This is a genomic window from Aurantimicrobium minutum (assembly GCF_029894165.1).
GTDB lineage: Bacteria > Actinomycetota > Actinomycetes > Actinomycetales > Microbacteriaceae > Aurantimicrobium > Aurantimicrobium minutum_A.
The window spans coordinates 403,267-424,009 of sequence record NZ_JARXXU010000001.1; the positions used below are offsets into that span (position 1 = coordinate 403,267).

26 protein-coding genes are annotated in these 20,743 nt (G+C 57.4%); 17 read left to right on the plus strand and 9 right to left on the minus strand.

The features are described 5' to 3' along the window. Positions 1–2 precede the first annotated feature (2 nt). Positions 3–545, minus strand: coding sequence for a PadR family transcriptional regulator (locus M2119_RS02110; protein WP_280803324.1), 543 nt, complete (start codon positions 543–545; stop codon positions 3–5). A gap of 105 nt (positions 546–650) precedes the next feature. Between M2119_RS02110 and M2119_RS02115 the strand changes: the two genes are divergently transcribed. From M2119_RS02115 to M2119_RS02135, 5 genes are all read left to right on the plus strand, one after another. After that, complete coding sequence (locus M2119_RS02115) at positions 651–791, plus strand: DUF2256 domain-containing protein (RefSeq protein ID WP_280803325.1); 141 nt, start codon at positions 651–653, stop codon at positions 789–791. Positions 792–873: 82 nt separating this feature from the next. Continuing rightward, on the plus strand, positions 874–2,571 hold the full coding sequence (locus M2119_RS02120) for a circularly permuted type 2 ATP-grasp protein (protein ID WP_280803326.1): 1,698 nt from the start codon (positions 874–876) through the stop codon (positions 2,569–2,571). Next, positions 2,565–3,494: an alpha-E domain-containing protein gene (locus M2119_RS02125; protein WP_280803327.1), complete on the plus strand. Its 930-nt coding sequence runs from the start codon at positions 2,565–2,567 to the stop codon at positions 3,492–3,494. The genes M2119_RS02120 and M2119_RS02125 overlap by 7 nt, the downstream gene beginning before the upstream one ends. After that, on the plus strand, positions 3,491–4,336 hold the full coding sequence (locus tag M2119_RS02130) for a transglutaminase family protein (protein WP_280803328.1): 846 nt from the start codon (positions 3,491–3,493) through the stop codon (positions 4,334–4,336). Before M2119_RS02125 ends, M2119_RS02130 begins: the two co-directional genes overlap by 4 nt. A gap of 36 nt (positions 4,337–4,372) precedes the next feature. Then, positions 4,373–4,735, plus strand: a complete 363-nt coding sequence (locus M2119_RS02135; protein ID WP_280803329.1) for a rhodanese-like domain-containing protein — start codon at positions 4,373–4,375, stop codon at positions 4,733–4,735. Between the two features lie 53 nt (positions 4,736–4,788). On the opposite strand, the gene M2119_RS02140 is transcribed toward M2119_RS02135, so the two are convergent. Together M2119_RS02140 and M2119_RS02145 are read right to left on the minus strand one after the other, a co-directional pair. Further along, positions 4,789–6,207, minus strand: a complete 1,419-nt coding sequence (locus tag M2119_RS02140) for a cryptochrome/photolyase family protein (RefSeq protein WP_280803330.1) — start codon at positions 6,205–6,207, stop codon at positions 4,789–4,791. Positions 6,208–6,391: 184 nt separating this feature from the next. Further along, the gene (locus M2119_RS02145) at positions 6,392–7,009 is read right to left on the minus strand and encodes a winged helix-turn-helix domain-containing protein (RefSeq protein ID WP_280803331.1); all 618 of its coding nucleotides are present in this window, start codon (positions 7,007–7,009) and stop codon (positions 6,392–6,394) included. 229 nt (positions 7,010–7,238) lie between these two features. On the opposite strand from M2119_RS02145, the gene tadA reads away from it, so the two are divergent. Beyond that, positions 7,239–7,709 carry a tRNA adenosine(34) deaminase TadA gene (gene tadA / locus M2119_RS02150; protein WP_280803332.1) on the plus strand — a complete coding sequence of 157 codons (471 nt, stop codon included), beginning with the start codon at positions 7,239–7,241 and terminating at the stop codon, positions 7,707–7,709. On the opposite strand, the gene M2119_RS02155 is transcribed toward tadA, so the two are convergent. Next, positions 7,706–8,668 (minus strand): cation diffusion facilitator family transporter, encoded by a 963-nt coding sequence (locus M2119_RS02155; protein ID WP_280803333.1) that lies wholly within the window; start codon positions 8,666–8,668, stop codon positions 7,706–7,708. The genes tadA and M2119_RS02155 overlap by 4 nt on opposite strands. Positions 8,669–8,752: 84 nt before the next feature. Between M2119_RS02155 and proC the strand changes: the two genes are divergently transcribed. Continuing rightward, positions 8,753–9,565, plus strand: coding sequence for a pyrroline-5-carboxylate reductase (gene proC / locus M2119_RS02160; protein WP_280804437.1), 813 nt, complete (start codon positions 8,753–8,755; stop codon positions 9,563–9,565). On the opposite strand, the gene M2119_RS02165 is transcribed toward proC, so the two are convergent. After that, positions 9,566–10,237 (minus strand): potassium channel family protein, encoded by a 672-nt coding sequence (locus M2119_RS02165; RefSeq protein ID WP_280803334.1) that lies wholly within the window; start codon positions 10,235–10,237, stop codon positions 9,566–9,568. Further along, positions 10,230–11,648 (minus strand): TrkH family potassium uptake protein, encoded by a 1,419-nt coding sequence (locus tag M2119_RS02170; RefSeq protein ID WP_280803335.1) that lies wholly within the window; start codon positions 11,646–11,648, stop codon positions 10,230–10,232. Before M2119_RS02170 ends, M2119_RS02165 begins: the two co-directional genes overlap by 8 nt. A gap of 68 nt (positions 11,649–11,716) precedes the next feature. Between M2119_RS02170 and M2119_RS02175 the strand changes: the two genes are divergently transcribed. The 4 genes from M2119_RS02175 (at position 11,717) to M2119_RS02190 (ending at position 13,008) form a co-directional block, all read left to right on the plus strand. Then, positions 11,717–12,190, plus strand: a complete 474-nt coding sequence (locus M2119_RS02175) for an ArsR/SmtB family transcription factor (protein ID WP_280803336.1) — start codon at positions 11,717–11,719, stop codon at positions 12,188–12,190. Positions 12,191–12,271: 81 nt separating this feature from the next. Further along, positions 12,272–12,370 carry a 30S ribosomal protein bS22 gene (locus M2119_RS02180; protein WP_003792170.1) on the plus strand — a complete coding sequence of 33 codons (99 nt, stop codon included), beginning with the start codon at positions 12,272–12,274 and terminating at the stop codon, positions 12,368–12,370. An 81-nt stretch (positions 12,371–12,451) separates the two neighbouring features. Further along, positions 12,452–12,709, plus strand: coding sequence for a glutaredoxin family protein (locus tag M2119_RS02185; protein WP_280803337.1), 258 nt, complete (start codon positions 12,452–12,454; stop codon positions 12,707–12,709). Beyond that, positions 12,706–13,008 carry a Dabb family protein gene (locus tag M2119_RS02190; protein WP_280803338.1) on the plus strand — a complete coding sequence of 101 codons (303 nt, stop codon included), beginning with the start codon at positions 12,706–12,708 and terminating at the stop codon, positions 13,006–13,008. The genes M2119_RS02185 and M2119_RS02190 overlap by 4 nt, the downstream gene beginning before the upstream one ends. Before the next feature lie 55 nt (positions 13,009–13,063). Here the strand turns inward: M2119_RS02190 and M2119_RS02195 are convergent, their stop codons facing one another. Beyond that, positions 13,064–13,444, minus strand: coding sequence for an SHOCT domain-containing protein (locus M2119_RS02195; RefSeq protein ID WP_280803339.1), 381 nt, complete (start codon positions 13,442–13,444; stop codon positions 13,064–13,066). A 92-nt stretch (positions 13,445–13,536) separates the two neighbouring features. On the opposite strand from M2119_RS02195, the gene M2119_RS02200 reads away from it, so the two are divergent. Next, positions 13,537–13,797 carry a glutaredoxin family protein gene (locus M2119_RS02200; protein ID WP_280803340.1) on the plus strand — a complete coding sequence of 87 codons (261 nt, stop codon included), beginning with the start codon at positions 13,537–13,539 and terminating at the stop codon, positions 13,795–13,797. Positions 13,798–13,863: 66 nt separating this feature from the next. Here the strand turns inward: M2119_RS02200 and aspS are convergent, their stop codons facing one another. Next, positions 13,864–15,174 (minus strand): aspartate--tRNA(Asn) ligase, encoded by a 1,311-nt coding sequence (gene aspS, locus M2119_RS02205; protein ID WP_280803341.1) that lies wholly within the window; start codon positions 15,172–15,174, stop codon positions 13,864–13,866. 65 nt (positions 15,175–15,239) lie between these two features. Here aspS and M2119_RS02210 point away from each other — a divergent pair, with 65 nt between their 5' ends. The 5 genes from M2119_RS02210 to ccsB are packed head-to-tail and all read left to right on the plus strand — an operon-like array spanning position 15,240 to position 19,745. Next, positions 15,240–15,899 carry a histidine phosphatase family protein gene (locus M2119_RS02210; protein WP_280803342.1) on the plus strand — a complete coding sequence of 220 codons (660 nt, stop codon included), beginning with the start codon at positions 15,240–15,242 and terminating at the stop codon, positions 15,897–15,899. After that, positions 15,896–16,504, plus strand: coding sequence for a TlpA family protein disulfide reductase (locus M2119_RS02215; protein ID WP_280803343.1), 609 nt, complete (start codon positions 15,896–15,898; stop codon positions 16,502–16,504). Before M2119_RS02210 ends, M2119_RS02215 begins: the two co-directional genes overlap by 4 nt. Further along, positions 16,501–17,253, plus strand: a complete 753-nt coding sequence (locus M2119_RS02220; protein ID WP_280803344.1) for a cytochrome c biogenesis CcdA family protein — start codon at positions 16,501–16,503, stop codon at positions 17,251–17,253. Before M2119_RS02215 ends, M2119_RS02220 begins: the two co-directional genes overlap by 4 nt. Further along, the gene (resB, locus tag M2119_RS02225; protein ID WP_280804438.1) at positions 17,237–18,835 is read left to right on the plus strand and encodes a cytochrome c biogenesis protein ResB; all 1,599 of its coding nucleotides are present in this window, start codon (positions 17,237–17,239) and stop codon (positions 18,833–18,835) included. The genes M2119_RS02220 and resB overlap by 17 nt, the downstream gene beginning before the upstream one ends. Continuing rightward, on the plus strand, positions 18,828–19,745 hold the full coding sequence (gene ccsB / locus M2119_RS02230; protein ID WP_432418494.1) for a c-type cytochrome biogenesis protein CcsB: 918 nt from the start codon (positions 18,828–18,830) through the stop codon (positions 19,743–19,745). The genes resB and ccsB overlap by 8 nt, the downstream gene beginning before the upstream one ends. On the opposite strand, the gene M2119_RS02235 is transcribed toward ccsB, so the two are convergent. Continuing rightward, the gene (locus tag M2119_RS02235) at positions 19,734–20,714 is read right to left on the minus strand and encodes an o-succinylbenzoate synthase (protein ID WP_280803345.1); all 981 of its coding nucleotides are present in this window, start codon (positions 20,712–20,714) and stop codon (positions 19,734–19,736) included. The two genes, ccsB and M2119_RS02235, sit on opposite strands and share 12 nt — an antisense overlap. Positions 20,715–20,743: the final 29 nt, after the last annotated feature.

Genomic DNA, 20,743 nt, shown 5'->3' on the forward strand with positions numbered 1-20,743 from the left:
CCTTAATTGTGCTTCAACATGGCGGCGAGTGTCGCCGTCGTTTCGTGGAGGAGCTCGGTTGCCTTCTCGATCTGGTCGGTTGAACCGAGGCGTGCAACGTCAGCTGCAGCCTTGGCTAGCTTCACCCCGGCAACAGCGAGATCGCTGCGAGGGCCGGAGGGGCGGTCAATAGTGGTGTCCCACGGTGCAGGGGAAGCGATCTCGGCTGCCGCAACGGCTTTTCCTGCTTCTGTGAGGGTGTAGGTGCGACGACCCTTGGTTTCTTTAGACTCCAGTAACCCTTCGTCGACCAACAGCTGGAGGGTGGGATAGACCGAGCCGGGGCTGGGCTTCCAGACACCACCGGAGCGGGACTCGATTTCGTGGATGATTTGGTAACCGTGCATAGGGGATTCGTTGAGCAGACGCAGTACTGCAGAACGAACATCGCCCTTGCGCATCCGGATTTCCACGTTGCGCTTGAATTGGCCGCCGAGGTCTTCCAGGCTCTGCCAGGCAGCACCAGGCCAGTCGCCACCAAAATTCTTGTTCCAGGACTCTTTCATGCTGACCTCCATCAGATGCTCTGAGAAGTTAACGATATATCGCTGGAGGGCATTGTGAAAAGTTTCTCACCACACTCACAGCGAATTCTGAACTAGCGTGGGCACATGCCTCGAGTTGCCCAGACCAAGAATGGTTATCCGCCCAAGACCTGTGAGCGCTGTGGTCTGCCTTTTGAATGGCGAAAGAAATGGGCCAGGGATTGGGAGAACGTCAAGTATTGCTCGGACAAGTGTCGAGGTAAATAACGTGTGACATCAGGGGATCTCTTCCCTCCCGCTGAGACCTCGCGGTAATCTGCTTGTAACGCAGAGCAGGCAGGATGTAAGTATGGCGACCCTGTTTGACGGCTATAGCAACACTCGCGAAACACCGCGGGTACGTAAGGGCGCATCTGCGTGGGACGAAATGTTCCCCAAGATTGACAAGCCCGGCAGTCCACGCCCTCCCTACAAAGACCTTTACAACGCCCTCGCGCAGATGACGCAAGAGGAACTGCGGGGCCGCACCGAAGCTCTGGCTAGCTCCTACCTGGCTCAAGGAGTGACCTTCGACTTTGCGGGTGAAGAACGACCCTTCCCCCTGGATGCTGTTCCCCGTGTGATCGAGTCGGATGACTGGAGCAACGTCGAAAAAGGCGTGCAGCAGCGCGTCAAAGTTCTCGAGATGTTCCTGGCCGATGTGTATGGACCTCAGGTTGCTGTGCGGGATGGAGTGATTCCTGCCCAGCTGATCAGTACCTCGAGTCACTATCACCGTCAGGCTGCTGGTATTCGTTCGGCCAATGGCGTGCGTATTCACGTGGCCGGCATCGACTTAATCCGCGACCAGCAAGGTGCCTGGCGCGTGCTGGAAGACAACGTTCGTGTTCCTTCCGGTGTGAGCTATGTCATCTCGAACCGTCGAGTGATGGCCCAGACTCTTCCGGAGCTCTTCCTCGAGATGAGTGTTCGCCCTGTCGGCGACTATCCCTACCGCCTCTTGCAAGCACTGCAGGCCTCTGCACCCGATGGTGTGGACGAGCCCACCATCGTGGTGCTGACCCCGGGTGTCTATAACTCTGCGTACTTCGAGCACACTCTGCTTGCCCGCCTGATGGGTGTGGAGCTGGTGGAAGGCCGCGACCTGTTCTGCTCGAACGGTCGCGTGTGGATGCGCACCACCGCAGGCCCTAAGCGCGTCGATGTTATTTATCGCCGCGTCGATGATGAATACATCGACCCACTGCAGTTCCGTCCCGACTCGATTCTGGGTTCCCCCGGCATGCTGTTGGCTGCACGACTGGGTCACGTCACGATCGCAAACGCCGTCGGTAACGGTGTGGCCGACGACAAGTTGGTTTACACCTACGTCCCTGACCTCACGCGTTACTACCTCGGCGAAGACCCCATCCTGCCCAACGTTGACACCTGGCGTTTGGAAGAGCCGGCGGCTCTCGAAGAAGTCCTTGACCGTCTTGACGAGCTCGTGGTCAAACCCGTGGATGGCTCGGGCGGGAAGGGCCTGGTCGTCGGACCCGACGCAACAGCGGAGGAGCTGGATGCTCTCCGCACGCGTCTGATTGCCGATCCCCGCGGCTGGATTGCCCAGCCGGTGGTTCAGTTCTCCACGATCCCCACGTTGGTCGAAGATGGTATTCGTCCCCGTCACGCCGATCTTCGCCCCTTCGCTGTGAACAACGGTGAAGATGTCTATGTTCTCCCCGGTGGACTAACACGAGTTGCACTTCCTGAGGGTGAGCTCGTGGTGAACTCCAGCCAGGGTGGTGGCTCCAAAGACACATGGGTTGTTGGTCCGATGGAAGATCGTCCCGGGAAAAAGGCCAAGCGGGAACACGTCAGTGTCTCTGACCTTGTTGCGGACCAAGCCACTCAAGAAAACTCGGATCCTGAAGGTTCCACCTCAGGAGCTCATGAGTCCAAGGCGTCATTGCCTTCCGTCCTGCCGCAAGATCATGACGCCACGAAACGTCACCAGCAGCAAGAACAGCAACAGCAGTCTCGAGCGGGGGAGGTGAGCTCATGCTGAGCCGTATTGCAGAGTCTTTGTTCTGGATCGGTCGCTATGTTGAGCGTTCGGACGGGACTGCGCGTATTCTCGACGTGCACCTCCAGCTTCTGCTCGAAGACCCGTGGATTGATGAAGACACGGCCTGCCGTTCGTTGCTCTCGGTGATGGGCACGGACCTTCCTCCTGGACGAGTTGTCACTCGTGAAGATGTGATCAATGACTTGGCTGTAGATCGCCAGCACCCGGGTTCGATCGCCTTTGCTATTGCCTCCGCTCGCGAGAACGCACGTCGTGCGCGCGAGATTGTGTCGACGGAATTGTGGGAGTGCCTCAACAGCACGAACGCACGTATTCCGAAAAAGGTGGCGGCAGAAAAGACCCACGAATACTTCCGCTGGGTGCGCGAGCGTGCAGCACTGGCCATCGGCATTGTGGACTCGGCAACGAGCCACGACGAAGCCTGGCAGTTTTTCACGCTAGGTCGTGCACTCGAGCGTGCTGATATGACCGCGAGGTTGTTGGCCACACGCTCGCTCACGGATGCGAGCGGTCCGTCCTGGACCACCATTTTGCGTAGCTGTGGTGCGTATGAGGCATACCTGCGCACGTATCGCGGTGTTCCTTCCACCCGGAATGCGGCAGAGTTCCTCCTCACCGACCGCTTGTTCCCTCGCTCGATTCTGTATTCGGTGACCAAAGCCGAAGAGTGCTTGCGAGACATTGATCCTCGTGAGGGCCGCGCAGGTGTGGTCGATCAGGCCCAGCGTTTGCTCGGCGGTATCCGCAGTGAGCTGCAGTTCCGCCCGATCATCGAGTTCATGGATGACCTCCCCGCCCACATGGAAGAAGTGCAGGCGGTGACGAGTGCGGCTAGTGACCAGATTCGCTTAAAGTACTTCCCCACCAGCGCGGTTCCCGTCTGGATTGGAGAGAACTCATGAGTCGTCTCCGCATAGTTCACCGCACAGGATTCTCCTACGAACTTCCTGCGACAGCGTCCTACAACGAAGCGCGCATGCTGCCCTTCAATAGCAACGAGCAGTTCGTGCTGACCGCGAATCTTCAGATTCACCCTGCCGCTGCGCAGCATGGGTATGTGGACTACTGGGGTACTCAGGTCAGCACTTTCGAAGTGCTGACTCCTCACACCGAGCTGTCGGTCACCGCGACGAGTGTGGTGGAAGTTCGACCAGCATTGCGTGATGTTCCAGACATCAGTTGGGAAGAACTCGAGAAGGCCCGCACGAGTTCCACCAAGTTTGTGGAGTTCACCGAGCAGACTCGTCTGACGTCGCCACCCCAAGAACTCATTGACCTTGCCTTCGATATTAAAGAGAAGGAAAGTAATCCTGGTGCTGCTGCACTGGCTATTGCCACGGCCATCTACGAACACATTGAATACACCAAGGGTGTGACCGGCGTGCAGACCACGGCTGAGCATGCTTGGGACAGCAAGAAGGGTGTCTGCCAAGACATTGCTCACGTCACGCTCGGTGCACTGCGCGCGGTCGGTATTCCTGCCCGCTATGTCTCGGGCTACCTGCAGTCCAAGCCGGATGCTGCCATCGGCGAGACCATCGTCGGTGAATCCCACGCGTGGGTGGAATGGTTTAGTGGTGACTGGTTCGGTTACGACCCCACCAACATGCTCAACATTGGGGAACGCCATGTGCTCATTGCACGCGGCCGTGACTACAAAGACGTTTCCCCGCTACGCGGGGTCTATGCCGGTGCGAGCGCTTCCGGGGTTTTCGTCAAAGTCGAGATCACCCGGGAAGCATAGTTAATACCCCAGGGGGTATCTGCTACTGTGGTTGTCATGAAGAAGATTTTTGCGATTATTGCGATCGCCCTCGCGGCGACTTTCGCCCTGGCGGCATGCGCGCCAGCTGCTGACCCCATCGCCGTGGGGGAGAACACCATCATTGTGGATGTTCGTACTCCTGCTGAATACAACGAAGGCCACCTTGAAGGCGCGGTCAATATTGATGTACAGGCACCAGACTTTTTGATCATTCTGGGTCAGTTGCCGACCGATGGTGACTACATCGTCTATTGCCGCTCGGGCAACCGCTCAGCGCAAGCCGTCGAGATTATGACAACCAAGGGTTTCACCAATGTCACTGATGCCGGCGGTATGGATGCAGCATCAGCTGCGACGGGCCTGCCAATCGTCAAATAACACGTCATTTTCACCTGTGGCTCTTCTTCGGAGGAGCCACAGGTCGTTAACGCTTAGTGATCAACAACCGGTGGTCGAATACTCCGCGGGATATCTCCGAGAGTCTTGAATGCCTCCAGGGCACGGTTGCGCGAGGCGAGCAGGTCAATTATCGGCATCGGGTACCCGCTGAGCAGCGGGTGTTCGTAGTCACCGAGGTAACGCTGAAGATAATCATGCTTGGGGTCAAACTTCTCTGCCTGTAGCAGGGGGTTGAACACACGGAAGTAAGGTGCTGCATCTGCACCGCTGCCGGCAACCCATTGCCAGGAGGCCGCGTTGCTGGCTGGGTCAGCATCAACCAAGGTGTCCCAGAACCAGGCTTCACCAATTCGCCAGTCCACTAACAGGTTCTTAATCAGGAATGAGGCAGCAATCATGCGCACGCGGTTGTGCATGTAGCCGGTCTGCCAGAGCTCGCGCATCCCGGCATCCACCATCGGAATACCTGTGCGACCTTGTTGCCACGCGTCGAGTATCTCCGGGTCGGCCTCTCCCCACGGGAAGTGGTTGAAGCGACCATCAAAGTTCACGGTTGCGAGATCTGGCCAGTGATAGAGCAAGTGGTAACTGAATTCTCGCCAACCCAGCTCTGCAATGAATTTGGCAGCATTGGTATTGATTTCAGCGGAGGGGTGTTCCCGGCGGTAGTGATCGGTGGCGTGCCAGACCTGGAAGGGACTGATTTCACCCCAGCGCAGGTGAGGCGAGAGTTCACTGGTGGAATATTCTGCGGGGAAGTCGCGGCCCTTGGCATAGCGGGTCAGGCGAGTGGTGAGGAACAGCTCCAGAGCAGCGTGTGCTCCGTTCTCTCCCACCGTCCAGCGGTGGGGGAACGCCAACGCCCAATCGGGGTGGGTAGGCAAGAGATTCCAGTACTCGAGGTTGTCAGATTCGGGCTGAGCTGTCGGAGCACGAAGTTTGGTAGGTGCTGGCAAAGGGAGCCGGGGAGGGGTGGGTCGGTTGATGCAGCTTTTCCAGAAGGGAGTGAACACCGTATAAGGGGTGTTATTTCCGGTGCGAACCGTCCAGGGTTCAAAGAGAAGGTTTGCCTGGAAACTTTGTGCATCGAGACCCGATGCTTTGGCGTATTCCTTGACCGCCGCGTCCATGTCGCGTTCGGGTTTGCCGTAACGGCGGTTCCAGTAGAGCGCCCCCGCGTCTGTTTCGCGAATCAGAGCACGCAGGACGTCGGGAGCTTTGCCCTGACGCAGAATGAGCTCTCCCCCGAGGCGGTGGAGCTTGTCCTGCATGGCAGCCAGGCTGTGATGCAACCACCACTTGGTGGCGCCACCTAAGGGACGGATGCCCTCCGAGACCTCGTCGAGGATGAAGACCACAACCACTGGTTCGCCTCGATCAACCGCTGCGAGAAGGGCGGGGTTGTCGGCCACGCGGAGGTCGTCACGTAACCAGACGAGAGATGTGCTCATGACTACAGCCTAGGCAATGGGAAAGGGCCGGAGGGAGGTTATCCATCCGGCCCTTGTAATACACCAAGAGTTTTGCAATCACATGTACGAAGCGACCACAGCTAGTAGCTTTCGTTGTGTTCAATATATAACGAAACGGTAACGGTGGGGAAGGATTTCTCAGAAGAATTCCCTGTGAACTTTCCTAGAACAAATCAGGGCTGGGCGTCCCGGCGTGCATAACAGTCACGTCAGCGTGCTGGTCGTAGCGATATCCCACACCGCGCACGGTACGAACAATGTCCTCGAATCGGCCAAGTTTGGAGCGCAGGCGACGCACGTGCACATCGATCGTGCGCTCGTTGGGGATATCGATATCGTCCTCACGCCACAGCGCTTGAATGATTTCTTCACGGCTGATGGTCATGCCCTTGTGCACAACAAGGAACTGCAGCAGTTCAAATTCTTTGAACGTCAGCGGTGCGGCCTGGTAGTCAATGAGCACACGCTTGCGAGAGATGTCGACCACGACACCACCGTCCCCGTCAGAGGGCTCAAAGTCGTCCTCAGGTCTGTACTTCGCCACTGCAGAAGGTTCTTGCAGAGCCAGCCGCACGAGGTCGACCTGACGGCCGCGGGAGCTGGCTGGTGCCAGCGCGACCGCAGCATAGGTTTCGGTGCCAGGAACGAGTTCGTTGGTGAGCTTCTTGAGGGCTTCAACAACCTTGCCCAGGTCGAGTCCACGCTCAGCGGCCTGGATTTCATCGAGGCCAACATAGAGCGCGAAGCCTTTAGGAATAGGGCGTTCGTGGGGGGTAGACATGGGGGGAATCCTTTGTGGTGCCGTAAACATCAAGCCGGCTGAACACGGGCGATGTGTGGAGTGTCGAGTGGAAGGAGCGTGTTTAGTTGCTGCAACACATTCGACGGCAGGCACAGCTCATCATGGGCATCGCATTGCATGCACCAAGGTTGTGAGCGCCAGTAGTCATAAGACAAGTTAACCGTAAAGACCAAGAACCCGTCAAATAAGCGGTTTATGCTTGGGAACTATGGCCATCCCCACCGCTGCCGAACGTCGAGCCCAGATGGAGCTCGCACTCGTGGAGGCGCGTGCGTGTGCGCACAGTGATGACGTTCCTGTGGGAGCCGTCATCTTTGATCCCCAGGGTGCTGTGTTGGCCACCGGTCGTAACACCAAAGAACGTGACCAGGATCCTCTGGGCCACGCAGAAGTGTTGGCCATCCGTTCAGCGGCCGAGAAGCTTGGCTCCTGGCGCCTGACAGATTGCACGCTCGTGGTCACGCTCGAACCCTGCGTGATGTGTGCGGGGGCAATCTTGGCCGCCCGCATTCCGACCGTGGTTTATGGCGCTTTCGATGAAAAAGCCGGTGCAGCCGGGTCGGTCTACGACCTGCTGCGTGATCGCCGACTCAACCACCAGGTTGAAGTAATTTCAGGAATTAGAGCAGACGAATGCGGTCAGTTACTGACCGAATTCTTCCGAGAGAAGCTCGGTTAGTCCACACCCTTAATCACAACGGCATCCGTGTTGGTTGCTTGACCGTGAGGAACACGAGCCACATCAGGTTCGATATAAATCACGCGGGCGGCGGGAACGGCGTCTCGGATGCGATCCTCGATGGTGTCGATTGCCGTGGCCACCTCGGAGAAGCGCAGCTCGGCGGGGAACGCGAGTTTCGCGCCCACCATAAATTCATCCGGTCCGAGATACAGGGTCTTCATGTGGATGATGCCGTCGGTTTCTCCGCCCGAGATGATGGCCTTCTCAATGTCCTGCACGTCTTCATAGCTGGCACCTTCACCCACCAAGAGGCCCTTCGTTTCGAGACCCAAGATGATGGCGACGATAACCAGGAGGACACCAATCGCAATTGTGCCCAGCGCGTCATACATGCTGTCCCCAGTAATCACCGTGAGACCAACGCCGAGGAACGCAAGAACCAGACCAACCAAAGCTGCAGCGTCCTCCAGCAGAACCACAGGAAGCTCCGGTGCTTTGGCGTGACGAATGAACTGAATCCAGCTCGCTTTTCCACGCAGGGGGTTAGATTCCTTGATGGCGGTGCGCAGCGAAAAGCTCTCGAGCACAATCGAAATGCTCAACACGAGGATGGGCAGCCACCACATTTCTAGGGGCTCAGGGTGCTGGAGTTTGTGCACGCCCTCATAGAGCGAGAACACACCACCGACGCTAAAGAGAATGATCGACACCACAAAGGCATAGACAAAACGCTCACGGCCATAACCGAAGGGGTGCTTGCCGTCGGCACGCTTCTTCGCCTTTTTGCCACCGAGTAACAGCAAGAGCTGGTTACCTGAGTCCGCCAGCGAGTGCACACCTTCAGCGAGAAGTGAGGTGGCGCCAGAGAAGCCCCACGCAATGAATTTGGTGGCCGCAATTCCGAGGTTCGCCAGTAGTGCAGCAATGATTGCTTTGTTTCCGCCTGATGCACTCACGTCGTATCTCCCTCGTTGCTTGTCTCCCAATCCTAGAATGAGCAGGTGAGTGACAAAACACAGGTAACCCTTCCGACCATCGCGATGCTGGGCGCAGGCTCAATGGCCCGCGCCATTTTGGCCGGACTCCTCGCCCCCCATGTTCACGTAGACGGCGCCATTCGCGTGACCAATCGGAATGCCGAGAATGCCGCACGCTTTGATGACGAGCCTCGCGTCACCGCCTGGGCGACGGCCACCAGTCCGGAAGCAAACCTCCAGGCAGTGCGCGGGGCCAGCATCGTTCTCGTTGCCGTCAAGCCCGCCATGGTGCCCGACCTGCTCGATGAGATTTCCCCGGCGCTATCTGACGGCACCATCGTGGTCAGCGTCGCCGCTGGCGTGACGACCGCCACGATGGAAGCACACTTGCCTGCACACGTCTCCGTGATTCGCACCATGCCTAACACCCCAGCAAAGGTGGGCTTGGCGGTGACCGGTATTGCCGCAGGAAGCAGATCGACTGCTGCGCAGTTGGACCTCATCTGCGCACTCTTTGGCACCGTCGGGGAGGTCATTGTCCTACCCGAAGATAAGATCGATGCCCTGGGTTCCGTCTCAGGCTCAGGCCCTGCGTACGTGTTCTACATGATCGAGAAGCTCACGGCTGTGGCCAGGGAGCACGGCTTCAGCGCGGAGGAGGCTGCCCGCATGGTGCAGGGCACCTTCCGCGGCGCCGTGGAGCTGCTTGAGCAGTCCGGAGAGGACCCTCAAGAACTCCGCCGCCAGGTGACCAGCCCCAAGGGCAGCACCGAACGCGCCATTGCCGTTTTTGATGATGCAGACATCCAAGGAATTCTGCTCAGAGGCACGCAGGCAGCGATAGCACGCTCGGAAGAGATGGCGCGCGGCGAGTAGTTACTTGTCTAGCGCTGCAAATTTCTCTATATCGTCCGGGTGGCCCGAGACAATGATTTGATCCCGAGCTTCGATGTACGTCTCTGCAGTGCAATACACGAATGACCCACCGGGCTTTTTTGCTCCGACAACAGTGATCTTGTAATCACGTCGAAGTGCTGCCTCAGAGAGCGTCTTGTTCTGGATAGCGAGCGGTGGGTACATCTTCACAATGGCGAAGTCTGTATCAAGTTCAACGAAGTCCAGCATTTGACCTGAGAGCAAGTGAGCGACGCGCTCGCCAGCCTCGGCCTCAGGGTAGATCACGTGGGTCGCACCGATACGTTGCAAAATCTGGCCGTGAGATTTGCTGATTGCCTTAGCCCAAATATCGGGCACACCGAGGTCGACAAGATTTGCGGTGATCAAGACACTTGCTTCGATCGAGGAACCCACTGCAACAACAGCCGTAGAAAACTCTTGGGCGCCTATCTGCTGCAATGCTTCAATCTTGGTGACGTCTGCTTGGACGGTGTGGGTCACACGCTCAGACCATTTCTGCACGAGCTCAAGGTTTGCGTCAACTGCGAGAACCTCTCGGTCGAGGCGGTCTAGCTGTCCAGCGGTCGCGGCACCAAACCGGCCTAATCCAATGACGAGGACTGCACTGTCTTTCTTTTTGCGATCAACCAACGATGGGCCTTTCTTCGGGGCGGGTGAAGTACTGACCCACCTGATTAGCAGCAAGAGCAGCAGCAAGAGTTACTGTACCGACGCGTCCCATAAACATCACGAGTGCTAAGACATACACACCGGGATCGGGGAGCTCGGCAGCTACACCAGTAGACATTCCCACGGTGGCAAATCCTGAAATGACGTCGAAGAGCACGTATTCAAAAGGTGCATCCGTGAACTCGCTGATGATGAGCGTTCCCATTGCGACGGTCGTTGCACCCCACAACCCGACGCTCACAGCCAGACGCAACACATCACCCGGAATGCGTCTCTGGAATGCTTCGATGGACTGGCGACCGCGGGCTTCCGCTAACGCCGCCAAAATAAGGACAGCAAAAGTTGTCACCTTGATGCCACCGGCGGTCGAGGCAGAACCACCACCAATGAACATGAGCATGTCGGTGAATAACAGCGTCGAGGAATCAAGCTGAGAGATATCAACTATGTTGAATCCACCAGACCGGGCCATGGTTGAAAGGAACGTTGCTTGGTAGGTCAACTCTCCGGGGCTCATCCCGGTGAAAACGAGGGAGTTTGAAGGCTCGAGGAGGAGGTATGCCACGATGCCTCCCACCCAGAGGATGGACCAGGTGAACAGTGTCATTTTGACGTGCAATGACCACCGGCGAGGGTTGCGGAGATTGCGGCTGAGAGCATAAATCACCGGGAAACCCACACTTCCCAAAATCACACCAATCATGATGAGTGTGAGGAACCAATAGTCAGTCACAAAGGGTGACAACCCCCCAATATTGGGAGTAAATCCGGTATTCGTAAATGCCATCGCTGAGTAGTAGAAGCTGTACCACAAGCTGTCTGGCAGAGAGTAGCCAGCTGCAAGCACACTGGGCAGCATCAACGCCGCGATGACGGTTTCAATGATGATCAGGCTCAACGCAACCGTGGCGAGCAAGCCACCGACTTCACTCAGGCGGATAGCTTGACCTTCAGCGACAGGACCGCTGTGTAGGCGGAGGGGATTGGTGTCACTGGCGGCAATGAGTCGAGTTCTCAGCCCCAAACGGCCGGAAATGATTGTGCCCAGAATCGAGGCCAAGGTCAGAACACCCAAGGCTCCTATTTGGGTTCCCGTGAAAATGAGTGCATTCCCGAGGGGCGACCAATACGTGGCCATATCAAGGGTGCTCAGACCTGCAACGCAGATAGTAGAGACGGCTGTGAAGAGGGCATCGGCGAAGTTTGTAGGCGTTCCAGATGCGCTCGCGAAGGGCTGTGCTAATAAAGCAGTGAAGAGGGCAATCAGTGACGCAAAAACGAGTATGGCAAACCTGGAGGGAGATCGTGACGCGAAGCCTTCAATACCTTCCCGCACTGAGGCTAAAAAAGACACACGTCGTTCTGTCGACATATTCCCCTCCAAGCGTTGATTCTCAATCTCTATGCTACGCGGTGCATATAGCGCGATAACCTAGTTCTATGGCTGACATATTTGACGTAGTCGCAGACGCAACCCGTCGCGAGATGTTGCAGATCCTTTTAGAGAGCGTTGCTTCCGGCACAGGCGAGATGAGTGTCTCGGAGTTGGTTGCGCGCACCGGACTGAGCCAGCCCACGGTATCTAAGCAGCTCAAGGTCCTGCGTGATGCAGGTTTGGTGAGCGTGCGCGAAGAAGGTCAGCACCGTCTCTACCACCTCGACCCCACTCCACTGGAGGAACTTGAAGACTGGGCTATCCCCTTCTTAAGTGTCGACTTCCCCGGTGATGATGACGCCGAACGTCACGAGCGTCTGATCGGAAACGACGCCGTGACCCAAGCTGCGGGCACGGTGGGGAGTGCGGCGGCCACCACGGTGTACCAGGTCACGCAGGCACTGGGTGACCTGCAAAACAGCACCAAGGATGCCGTCACCAAGGTTGCATCCATGCTCCGTAAAACCAGTGGCCAGTAATCCGCTAGACTTCCACGAGGCATTATTTGCCAATCACTGACCGCAATCGTCGCGGTCTAGCCCAATTTTTGTGAGGTTCGTGTGGGTTCAGTCATCAAGAAGCGCCGCAAGCGTATGGCGAAGAAGAAGCACCGTAAGTTGCTTCGTAAGACTCGTCACCAGCGTCGTAATAAGAAGTAGTCACTACTTCTTGCAGCGTAAAGGCGTCAGACCAGCAGGTCTGGCGCTTTTTGCTGTCTGCGGGTGTTCTAGTCTGGAGGGGTGTCCGACGTTACCCTCACCCTGATTGGGAAGCCTGCGTGCCACCTCTGCGATGATGCGGAAGACGTCGTGGCCCAGGTGATTGCCAACTTCGACACCCTCACCATTTCGGTGGAGAAGAAGAACATCGAAGATGATGAAGATCTTTTTGAGGCCTACTGGGAGCAGATCCCTGTTCTGCTCATCAATGGCAAAGTACACAATTATTGGCGCATCGATCCCGAGCGTCTCACGAGGGCTTTGAAGGAGCTGGCATGAGTATTCGTCACATTGTGATGTGGAAGTTGGGCGCACAAGATCCTGCAGAGAAACTGAAACAGGCCGAAGAGATGCGTGATGTACTCGAAGCCCTCCAGGGTGTTGTTCCCACCCTGCGCAGTATCACTGTTCGCCCGAATGCCCTCTTTGTAGGAGCTAACTGTGATGTCGTGCTGGACACAACCTTCGATGACGCAGAAGGCCTCGCTGCCTACGCTGCTCACCCTGCCCACCTGGCAGCCGGTGAGGTTGTGAAGAAGTACAGCGTCGAACGCAGTGCGGTCGACTACGAGTTCTAAGAGTTAAACAAGAAGGGCCCCGGGAGCAATCCCGGGGCCCTTCTGACGTTCAGACTTACTTGCCTGCAAGTGCCTTCTTCTTGAGCTCAGTGAACTCAGCTGCGGTGATCGCACCAGAGTCCTTGAGTGCCTGAGCCTTAGCAATCTCGTCAGCAGTGGAAGAACCAGCAACCTGCTTGATGTATGCGTCGGTCTCACTCTTTGCAGCGGAAACTGCAGCCTGCTGGCGCTGAGCCATACCGCCACCGCGAGCGATGAGGTAGATCAGTGCTGCGAGGAAGGGAACAACAATGAGGAACAGTACCCACATTGCCTTTGCGAAGCCACCGATGGTGTGGTCGCGGAAGAGGTCAGTGATGATCGAGAAGAAGATCATGATGTACGCGATGATCAAGAACGCGATGATGAAAGTCCAGATGAAATCAGCCAGAGCCATTGTGTAAAACCTTTCGAAGTTGCGTGGCTACAAATGTGCCCCGCACGGGAACTTTTCCCCAAGCCCTGATTCTAAAGGATTAAGCTTAAATCATGACTGAACAAACAGGGAAAATTACCTTATACGGCGCCCAGTGGTGCAGCGACTGCCGCCGCTCCAAATCACTGCTCGACACACTCAATGTGGACTACGACTATGTCGACCTCGAAGCAGTTCCTGAGGCTGCAGATAAGGCCGCTGAATTGGCTGGGCGTAAGAACATCCCCGTGATTTCATTCCCCGACGGTGTTGTCCAGTGCGAGCCTTCCGATAGCGAACTTCACGCCAAGCTCACCGAGCTGGGTGCCATTTAGTTCTTCACGACTTAACCAACGAACGCCACCTCTCGAAGGTGGCGTTCGTCGTAGGACTGCGTTGTTTTATGGCGTGAGACGGTTAGGTCCACGGAAGAGGTACGTAACCTCACGCAGGTTGGGCTGGTGCAACATGAGCATGAGCACACGTGCCAGACCCATACCGAAGCCACCGTGTGGGGGCACGCCGTAACGGAAGAAGTCGAGGTAGAACTCGAGTTCGGCGGGGTCCAGACCCTTATCGCGTGCCTGTGCTTCGAGGATCTCGATGCGGTGCTCACGCTGAGCACCGGTGGTGATTTCCGTCCCGCGCCAGATGAGGTCGTAGCTGTTGGTGATGGTCTGATCTTCCGCATTACGCATGTGGTAGAAGGGACGAATGCTCGAGGCGTAGTCGGTCAGGAACACGAATTCGTGGCCAAACTTCTCTGCCACGTAGGCAGCGATCTGACGCTCACCCTCGGGGTCCATGTCGTCATCGTTACGCGGAACTTCGTATCCGCGCTCCGCCACAATCTTCTTGGCCTCGGCCAGAGGAATGCGAGGGAAAGGAATAGAAGGAACAACGACATCCACGTCGAAGAGTTCCTTGATTTCCTCACCGTGCTTTTCCTTGACAGCGCTCAGCGCTGCAACGAGAAGCTCTTCCTGCATGGTCATCACGTCTTCGTGGCTGTCGATCCAGCTGATCTCAGCATCCACCGAGATGAACTCGGTGGCGTGACGAGACGTGAAAGAAGGGTCTGCACGGAAGACGGGGCCAATCTCGAAGATTTTGCCGAATCCAGCGGACTGCGCCATCTGCTTGAAGAACTGTGGAGACTGCGCGAGGTAGGCCTTGCCTTCGAAGTAGTCCACCTCGAAGAGTTCCGCGTTCGACTCGGAAGGGCTTGCCATCAGCTTGGGCGAGTGAATCTCGATGTAGTCGCGGTCAATCCAGTAGCAGCGCATGGCGTGCTCGAGGGTGGTCTGTACCCGGAAGATGAGGTTGTTACGTGCTTCGCGCAGGTCAATGAAACGCCAGTCGAGGCGCTTGTCAATGCCGCTGTCGGCAGCGATGGGAGTTTCAGGGTTGGCGGCGGAGACAACCTCGATGCCATCCAGCTTGATCTCGAGACCGCCGAGCTTGACACGCTCGTCCATCTTGAGTTCACCAGTTACACGAATGAAGGAACCGGTTGCCAGGCCGGAGATGATGTCCGCCAGGGGGTCAGATTCTTCGGCGCGAGGGTGGACCAGCTGTGCTGCACCGCTCTCGTCGCGAAGCACAACGAACTGCACCTTCTTCTGGTCACGGACTTTGTCCACCCACCCGGCCACGGTTACGGGGCCTTCGGAGAGGGTTGCCAGGTTCTTAATTACGATGCGTTCAGTCACAAGGTACGAGTTTACTGGCCCATTCTCGGCGAATTCACCGGAACCGCTTCCGTAGACTGGGAGGTATGATTGCCACGCAGTTGCACCTCGTCCGGCACGGCGAGGTCGAGAACCCGTCACGGGTGCTCTACGGCCGCCTACCCAACTACGGTTTGTCTGAATCGGGCCACAAAATGGCTGCCCTTGCTGCAGCTGATTTAGCCGGCCGAGGACGTGCTTATTCCCGGGTTATTGCCTCCCCGCTGCAGCGCACCCAGGAGTCCGCTGCCCCGGTGATTCAGGCCCTCGCTTTGCCGCTCGATCTCGATGAACGCGTGATGGAACCCACCAACGCGTTCGAGGGGAAGCGCATGCGCGGACCAGAGTCGGCCCTCAAAGATCCCGGCAACTGGAAATACCTCCTCAATCCTTTCCGCCCCAGTTGGGGCGAGCCCTACCGTTCCATCGCTGACCGCATGCGCGACGCCATGGTGGATGCGGCAACGTCTGTTCCCCACGGTGACGTCGTTATTGTCAGCCATCAGCTGCCCATCTGGATGGTTCATCGGGATGTCAACGGGAAGAACCTGTTCCACGATCCGCGTGCACGACGCTGTTCTCTCTCCAGCATCACCACGCTGGAACTTATCGACCCGATGAAACCTGAACTGGGTTTTGTGGAGGTGGGTTATGTGGAGCCTGCCGCTGAACTCACAGCCCACGCTCTGGACGTGGGGGCTGTATGACTTCACGCATCCTCACATTCGGCCTTGCTGCAGTGACAGCTCTCTCGCTGACCCTCACCGGGTGTGCCAGCGACCCCCTTGCCGAGCAATACCGTGAAGGTTCAAATAAGAATTACATCGCCGGTGATGGCTCTGTGACCGAGATCACTGTCGAGAACCGCGGCGAACCCATTACGTTCTCCGGCACCACAGAGAACGGCGACACTGTCTCGTCGGCCGACTATCTCGGTGATGTTCTGGTGGTCAACTTTTGGTATGCCGGTTGTGCCCCGTGTCGTGCTGAAGCTCCAGACCTTGAGGCAGTGTTCCAAGAGACCGCTGTTGAAGGCACGAACTTTCTGGGCGTGAATGTCCGCGATCAGGCAGCAACAATCATCTCGTTCAACGAACGCTTCGGCGTTACGTACCCGAGCATCATTGACCAGGACGGTCAAGCGCAGCTTTCCTTTGCCTCCCAGGTTCCCCCCAACGCTGTCCCCACCACGCTGGTTCTTGATGCACAGGGCCGGGTTGCTGCCCGCATTCTGGGTCAGCTCAAGGATCCGTCAATTCTCACCACCCTCATCACGGACGTGGCTGCTGAATCGAGCGCGAGCTCACAATGAACATTGGTGAGCTGGTCTATAGCGGGCAACTTCTGGTTGCCGTGCCCCTGGCGGTTCTTGCCGGGTTGATCTCTTTTGCGTCACCCTGTGTTCTCCCCTTGGTCCCTGGCTACCTGGCCTATGTCAGTGGTGTCACTGCTCCTGCCAGTGATGCAGTGACCAAGCGCAAGAACATGTGGCGCGTGGTGGCCGGGGTGGCCTTGTTTATTGCCGGTTTCTCGCTGGTCTTTATTGCCTACGGTGCAGCTTTTGGCGCGCTCGGTGGCTGGCTCATTCAGTACCAAGAACTCATCACCATGATCCTCGGCTTCGTGGTCATCGCCATGGGCTTTGTCTTCATCGGGCAATTTGGTTTCTTTCAGCGCACCGCCAAACTGCGGATCACACCCGCGACGGGTCTGGCAGGTGCCCCTCTATTGGGCATTGTCTTTGGCCTCGGCTGGACTCCCTGCATGGGTCCCACGCTCGCCGCGATTCTGTCGTTGAGCGTGGACTCCGCGTCACCCTGGCGCGGTGCGTTGCTCGGCTTGGCTTATTGCGTAGGCCTGGGCATTCCCTTTATTCTGTTGGCCTTTGGCCTGAGCGGGGCAACCGGTTCGGTAGCCTTCCTCAAGCGCCACATCCGCGCAATCAACATCTTTGGCGGCATTTTGCTCATCATCATGGGTGTGCTCATGGTGACAGGTCTGTGGACGGCATGGATCTATGAACTTCAGGCGGTGATTGGCAGCTTTGTCCCGACCATCTGATCATTACGACTCCCGTGAGGATGCCCGCATTGTGAACCCTAACCTCGGGGTCACCGGGTGGTTGCGCTGGTTCTGGCGTCAGCTCACCAGCATGCGCACGGCGCTGTTGCTGCTGTTGCTTCTGGCTATTGCCGCCGTGCCGGGCTCGCTCGTCCCTCAGCGCAGCTCAGACCCCAACGGGGTCAGCCAGTACTTCGCAGATCACAAGGACACCGCACCCATTCTGGATTCCTTCCAGATGTTTGATGTCTATTCTTCAGCGTGGTTCTCAGCGATCTACATCCTGTTGTTCATCTCGTTGATTGGCTGCGTGCTGCCACGCACCAAGCACCACTTTGAAGCACTTCAGGCACAGCCACCCACCACTCCAGCCAACTTGAGTCGGCTTCCCGCCTTTGCGGAGTTCACGGTGACGGGAACCAGCGCAGAAGCAGTTCTCGAGGCAGGACGTTCCGCACTCAAGGCAGATCGTTATCGCGTTGCTCGCTATGACCGTGGTGACACCATCTCGGTTTCTGCCGAGCGCGGTTACATGCGGGAAACCGGAAACCTGGTTTTCCACTTCGCGCTCGTCGGTGTCCTCATCGCCGTGGGGTTCGGAGGTGGATTTGGTTTTGCTGGTCAGCGCGCCTTTTATGAGGGGCAAGCTTTCACCAACAGCTTGATTGCTTTTGACTCGTTCAACCCGGGCCGATTCTTCAATAGTTCCACTCTGACGCCGTACACCATCACGTTGGATAAGTTCACGGCCACCTATGAGGAAAAGAACACCAACGCCATCGGTCAACCCACCGATTTCACGGCCGAGGTGACCACTCAGGTTAAGGGTGAAGACCCACAAAAGAACACCATCAAGGTGAACGAACCGTTGCGCATTGCGGGCACCGATGTGTATTTGTTGGGCCATGGCTATGCCCCCACCATCACCGTGCGGGATCCCGAAGGCAATGTTGTGTTTACTGACTCAGTGAACTTTCTTCCCCAGGATAAAAACCTCACCTCGCTTGGTGTGGTGAAGGTTCCAGACGGACTAGCGGAACAGCTGGGCCTCATCGGCTTCTTCTATCCCACGGTGAGCGAAGGCCACAGTGGCGCCTACTTCTCGATGTATCCGGACCTCATTGATCCTCGCTTGACCTTAGACGTGTACACCGGCGACTTGGGTCTTGACGAAGGTATTCCGCGTTCTGTCTATGCACTCGACACCGCCGATATGACCAAGCTGGCGGGACGTAAAGCACCCCAGAAGTCTCTCGAGTTCTCCGTGGGTGAGACCGTCGAACTTCCCAACGGGCTGGGTACCGTCACCTTCGACGGCGTGAAGCGTTTCGTCTCCCTCGATATACACCGCGACCCCACTCAGGGCTGGGTGTTGTTCTTCTCTCTTGCTGCACTGGCAGGCCTGCTGATCTCCCTGTTTATCCCCCGCAGGCGGATGTGGGTTTCGGTCACTGAAAACAGTGACGGTTCGGTCACAGCGCAATGTGCTGGTCTTGCGCGCGGAGATGACCCCACGCTCCTGGGCGCTGTGGATGCCCTGAAAGACAAGATGGAACGCACCGTAGGATTGTCCCGTGACTGACGCCCTCTCTCAGTACTCCGTACTGGCCTTGTACTCGGCCATGGCGCTCTACGCCATCGCCTTTGTGCTCTTCACGCTCGACCTCGCTCGAGGTGCGAGTGACGATGGTGCACCCGTGGGGGAATCGAAAGACGTTACCTTGGCGGCACCCAAGCGCAAGCTTGCTCGCATCGCGATGGCACTGACGGTCCTGGGCTGGGTACTCCAGCTCGCTGCCACGGTTATGCGTGGCCTGGCTGCTTCTCGTGTGCCCTGGGCCAACATGTACGAATTCGCCATGACCGGAACTCTGATCATCATTGGCGTGTTCCTGATTGTGAACCTGAAATGGGACATGAAGTTCCTCGGTTCTTTTGTCACCGGGCTCGTTCTGCTTCTTCTCGGTCTTGCTGCCACCCGCTACTACGTCGAGATCGTTCCTCTTCCTCCCGCACTGCAGTCCTACTGGCTCGTGATTCATGTCTTCGTGGCCACGCTCGCCACCGGTTTCTTTGCTCTGGGCTTTGCCCTGTCCCTGATGCAATTGCTGCAGTCTCGTCGCGAAGCGGCGGCTGCGGCTGGTGCGAAGACCAAGCTGGCCTTCCTCACGCGTTTGCCCGATGCTGCGCAGCTTGAGAACTACGCCTACCGCCTCATCATCATCGGCTTCGTGCTCTGGACCTTCACCCTTATCGCGGGAGCAATCTGGGCAGAAAAGGCGTGGGGTCGTTACTGGGGCTGGGACACCAAAGAGGTATGGACCTTCATTATCTGGACCATCTATGCCGGCTACATCCACGCGCGTTCGACGCGCGGATGGCGCGGTACGCGTTCAGCTTGGCTGGCCATGATTGGTTTTGCGGCCGTGATATTCAACTTCACCGTAGTGAACATCTTCTTTAAGGGCTTACACGCCTACTCAGGACTGTAGAAGTTCGTAGCAGCGCTCCAGCCGTTCCATCCACCACGCGGTGGTGTCTGGGTCTGCTGAGAAGCGCTCCACAAGGTCTTCGCTGACGTGTGGACGTTGCACTGCGATACGTCCCCCCTCGGGCACGAGAGGCAGTGTGGTGACATCTGCCGATAACAGGGCAGCAGTTCCGAGTCCACAGTCGTAAGTCAACTCAGGCACAGCAGCAGCTGCATAGAGTCCCATTGCGATACCGACGGAGGACTCCAGTGCACTGGAGAGCACCAAGGGCAAAGAAACCTGGCTACTGAGGTTCACAACTGCACCGATGCCACCCAGGGGCTGCGCCTTGAGTACTAAGACATCAGCAGCAACAGCCTGGGCCACGAGAAGGGGATCCTCGGCCTTTCGTATGCTCTCATCTGCAGCGATGAGGATATCCATGTAGTGGGTGCGCTCACGCAGTTCTGCCAGTTCACTCAGGTCAGAACACGGCTGCTCGACGTATTCCAGATCGAACTCAGCGAAGGCGTGGAAGGCATGTTCGGCTTCGTCCACGTTCCACGCACCGTTGGCGTCCACGCGAATGCGGCCCTCGGGGCCCATCAGGCGGCGAACTTCCTTCACCCGGGCGACATCGTCGGCCAGAGTCTGGCCGCGTTCGGCCACTTTGATCTTGGCCGTGCGACAACCGTCAAAGTGTGCCAGTACCTCTGCCACCTGATCCGAGGCAACTGCCGGCACGGTGGCATTGACCTGAATGTCGTCGCGGTGCAGAGCGGGCACGGGAGCCCAGCCAAACTCGAGTGCAGCCTTCAGCCAGCTCGACGCCTCGCCGTCGTCGTATTCGACGAAGGGGCTAAATTCGGTCCAGCCTTCCGGGCCCTGGAAGAGCATGATTTCGCGCGTCCACAGTCCACGAAACTTCACTCCGAGGGGAAGTTTCACCACACGAGCGGTGGCACGCAGTTCAGACAGATCGGGCAGCACGTGCCTAGTCTCCCACTGAACCGGCCAGC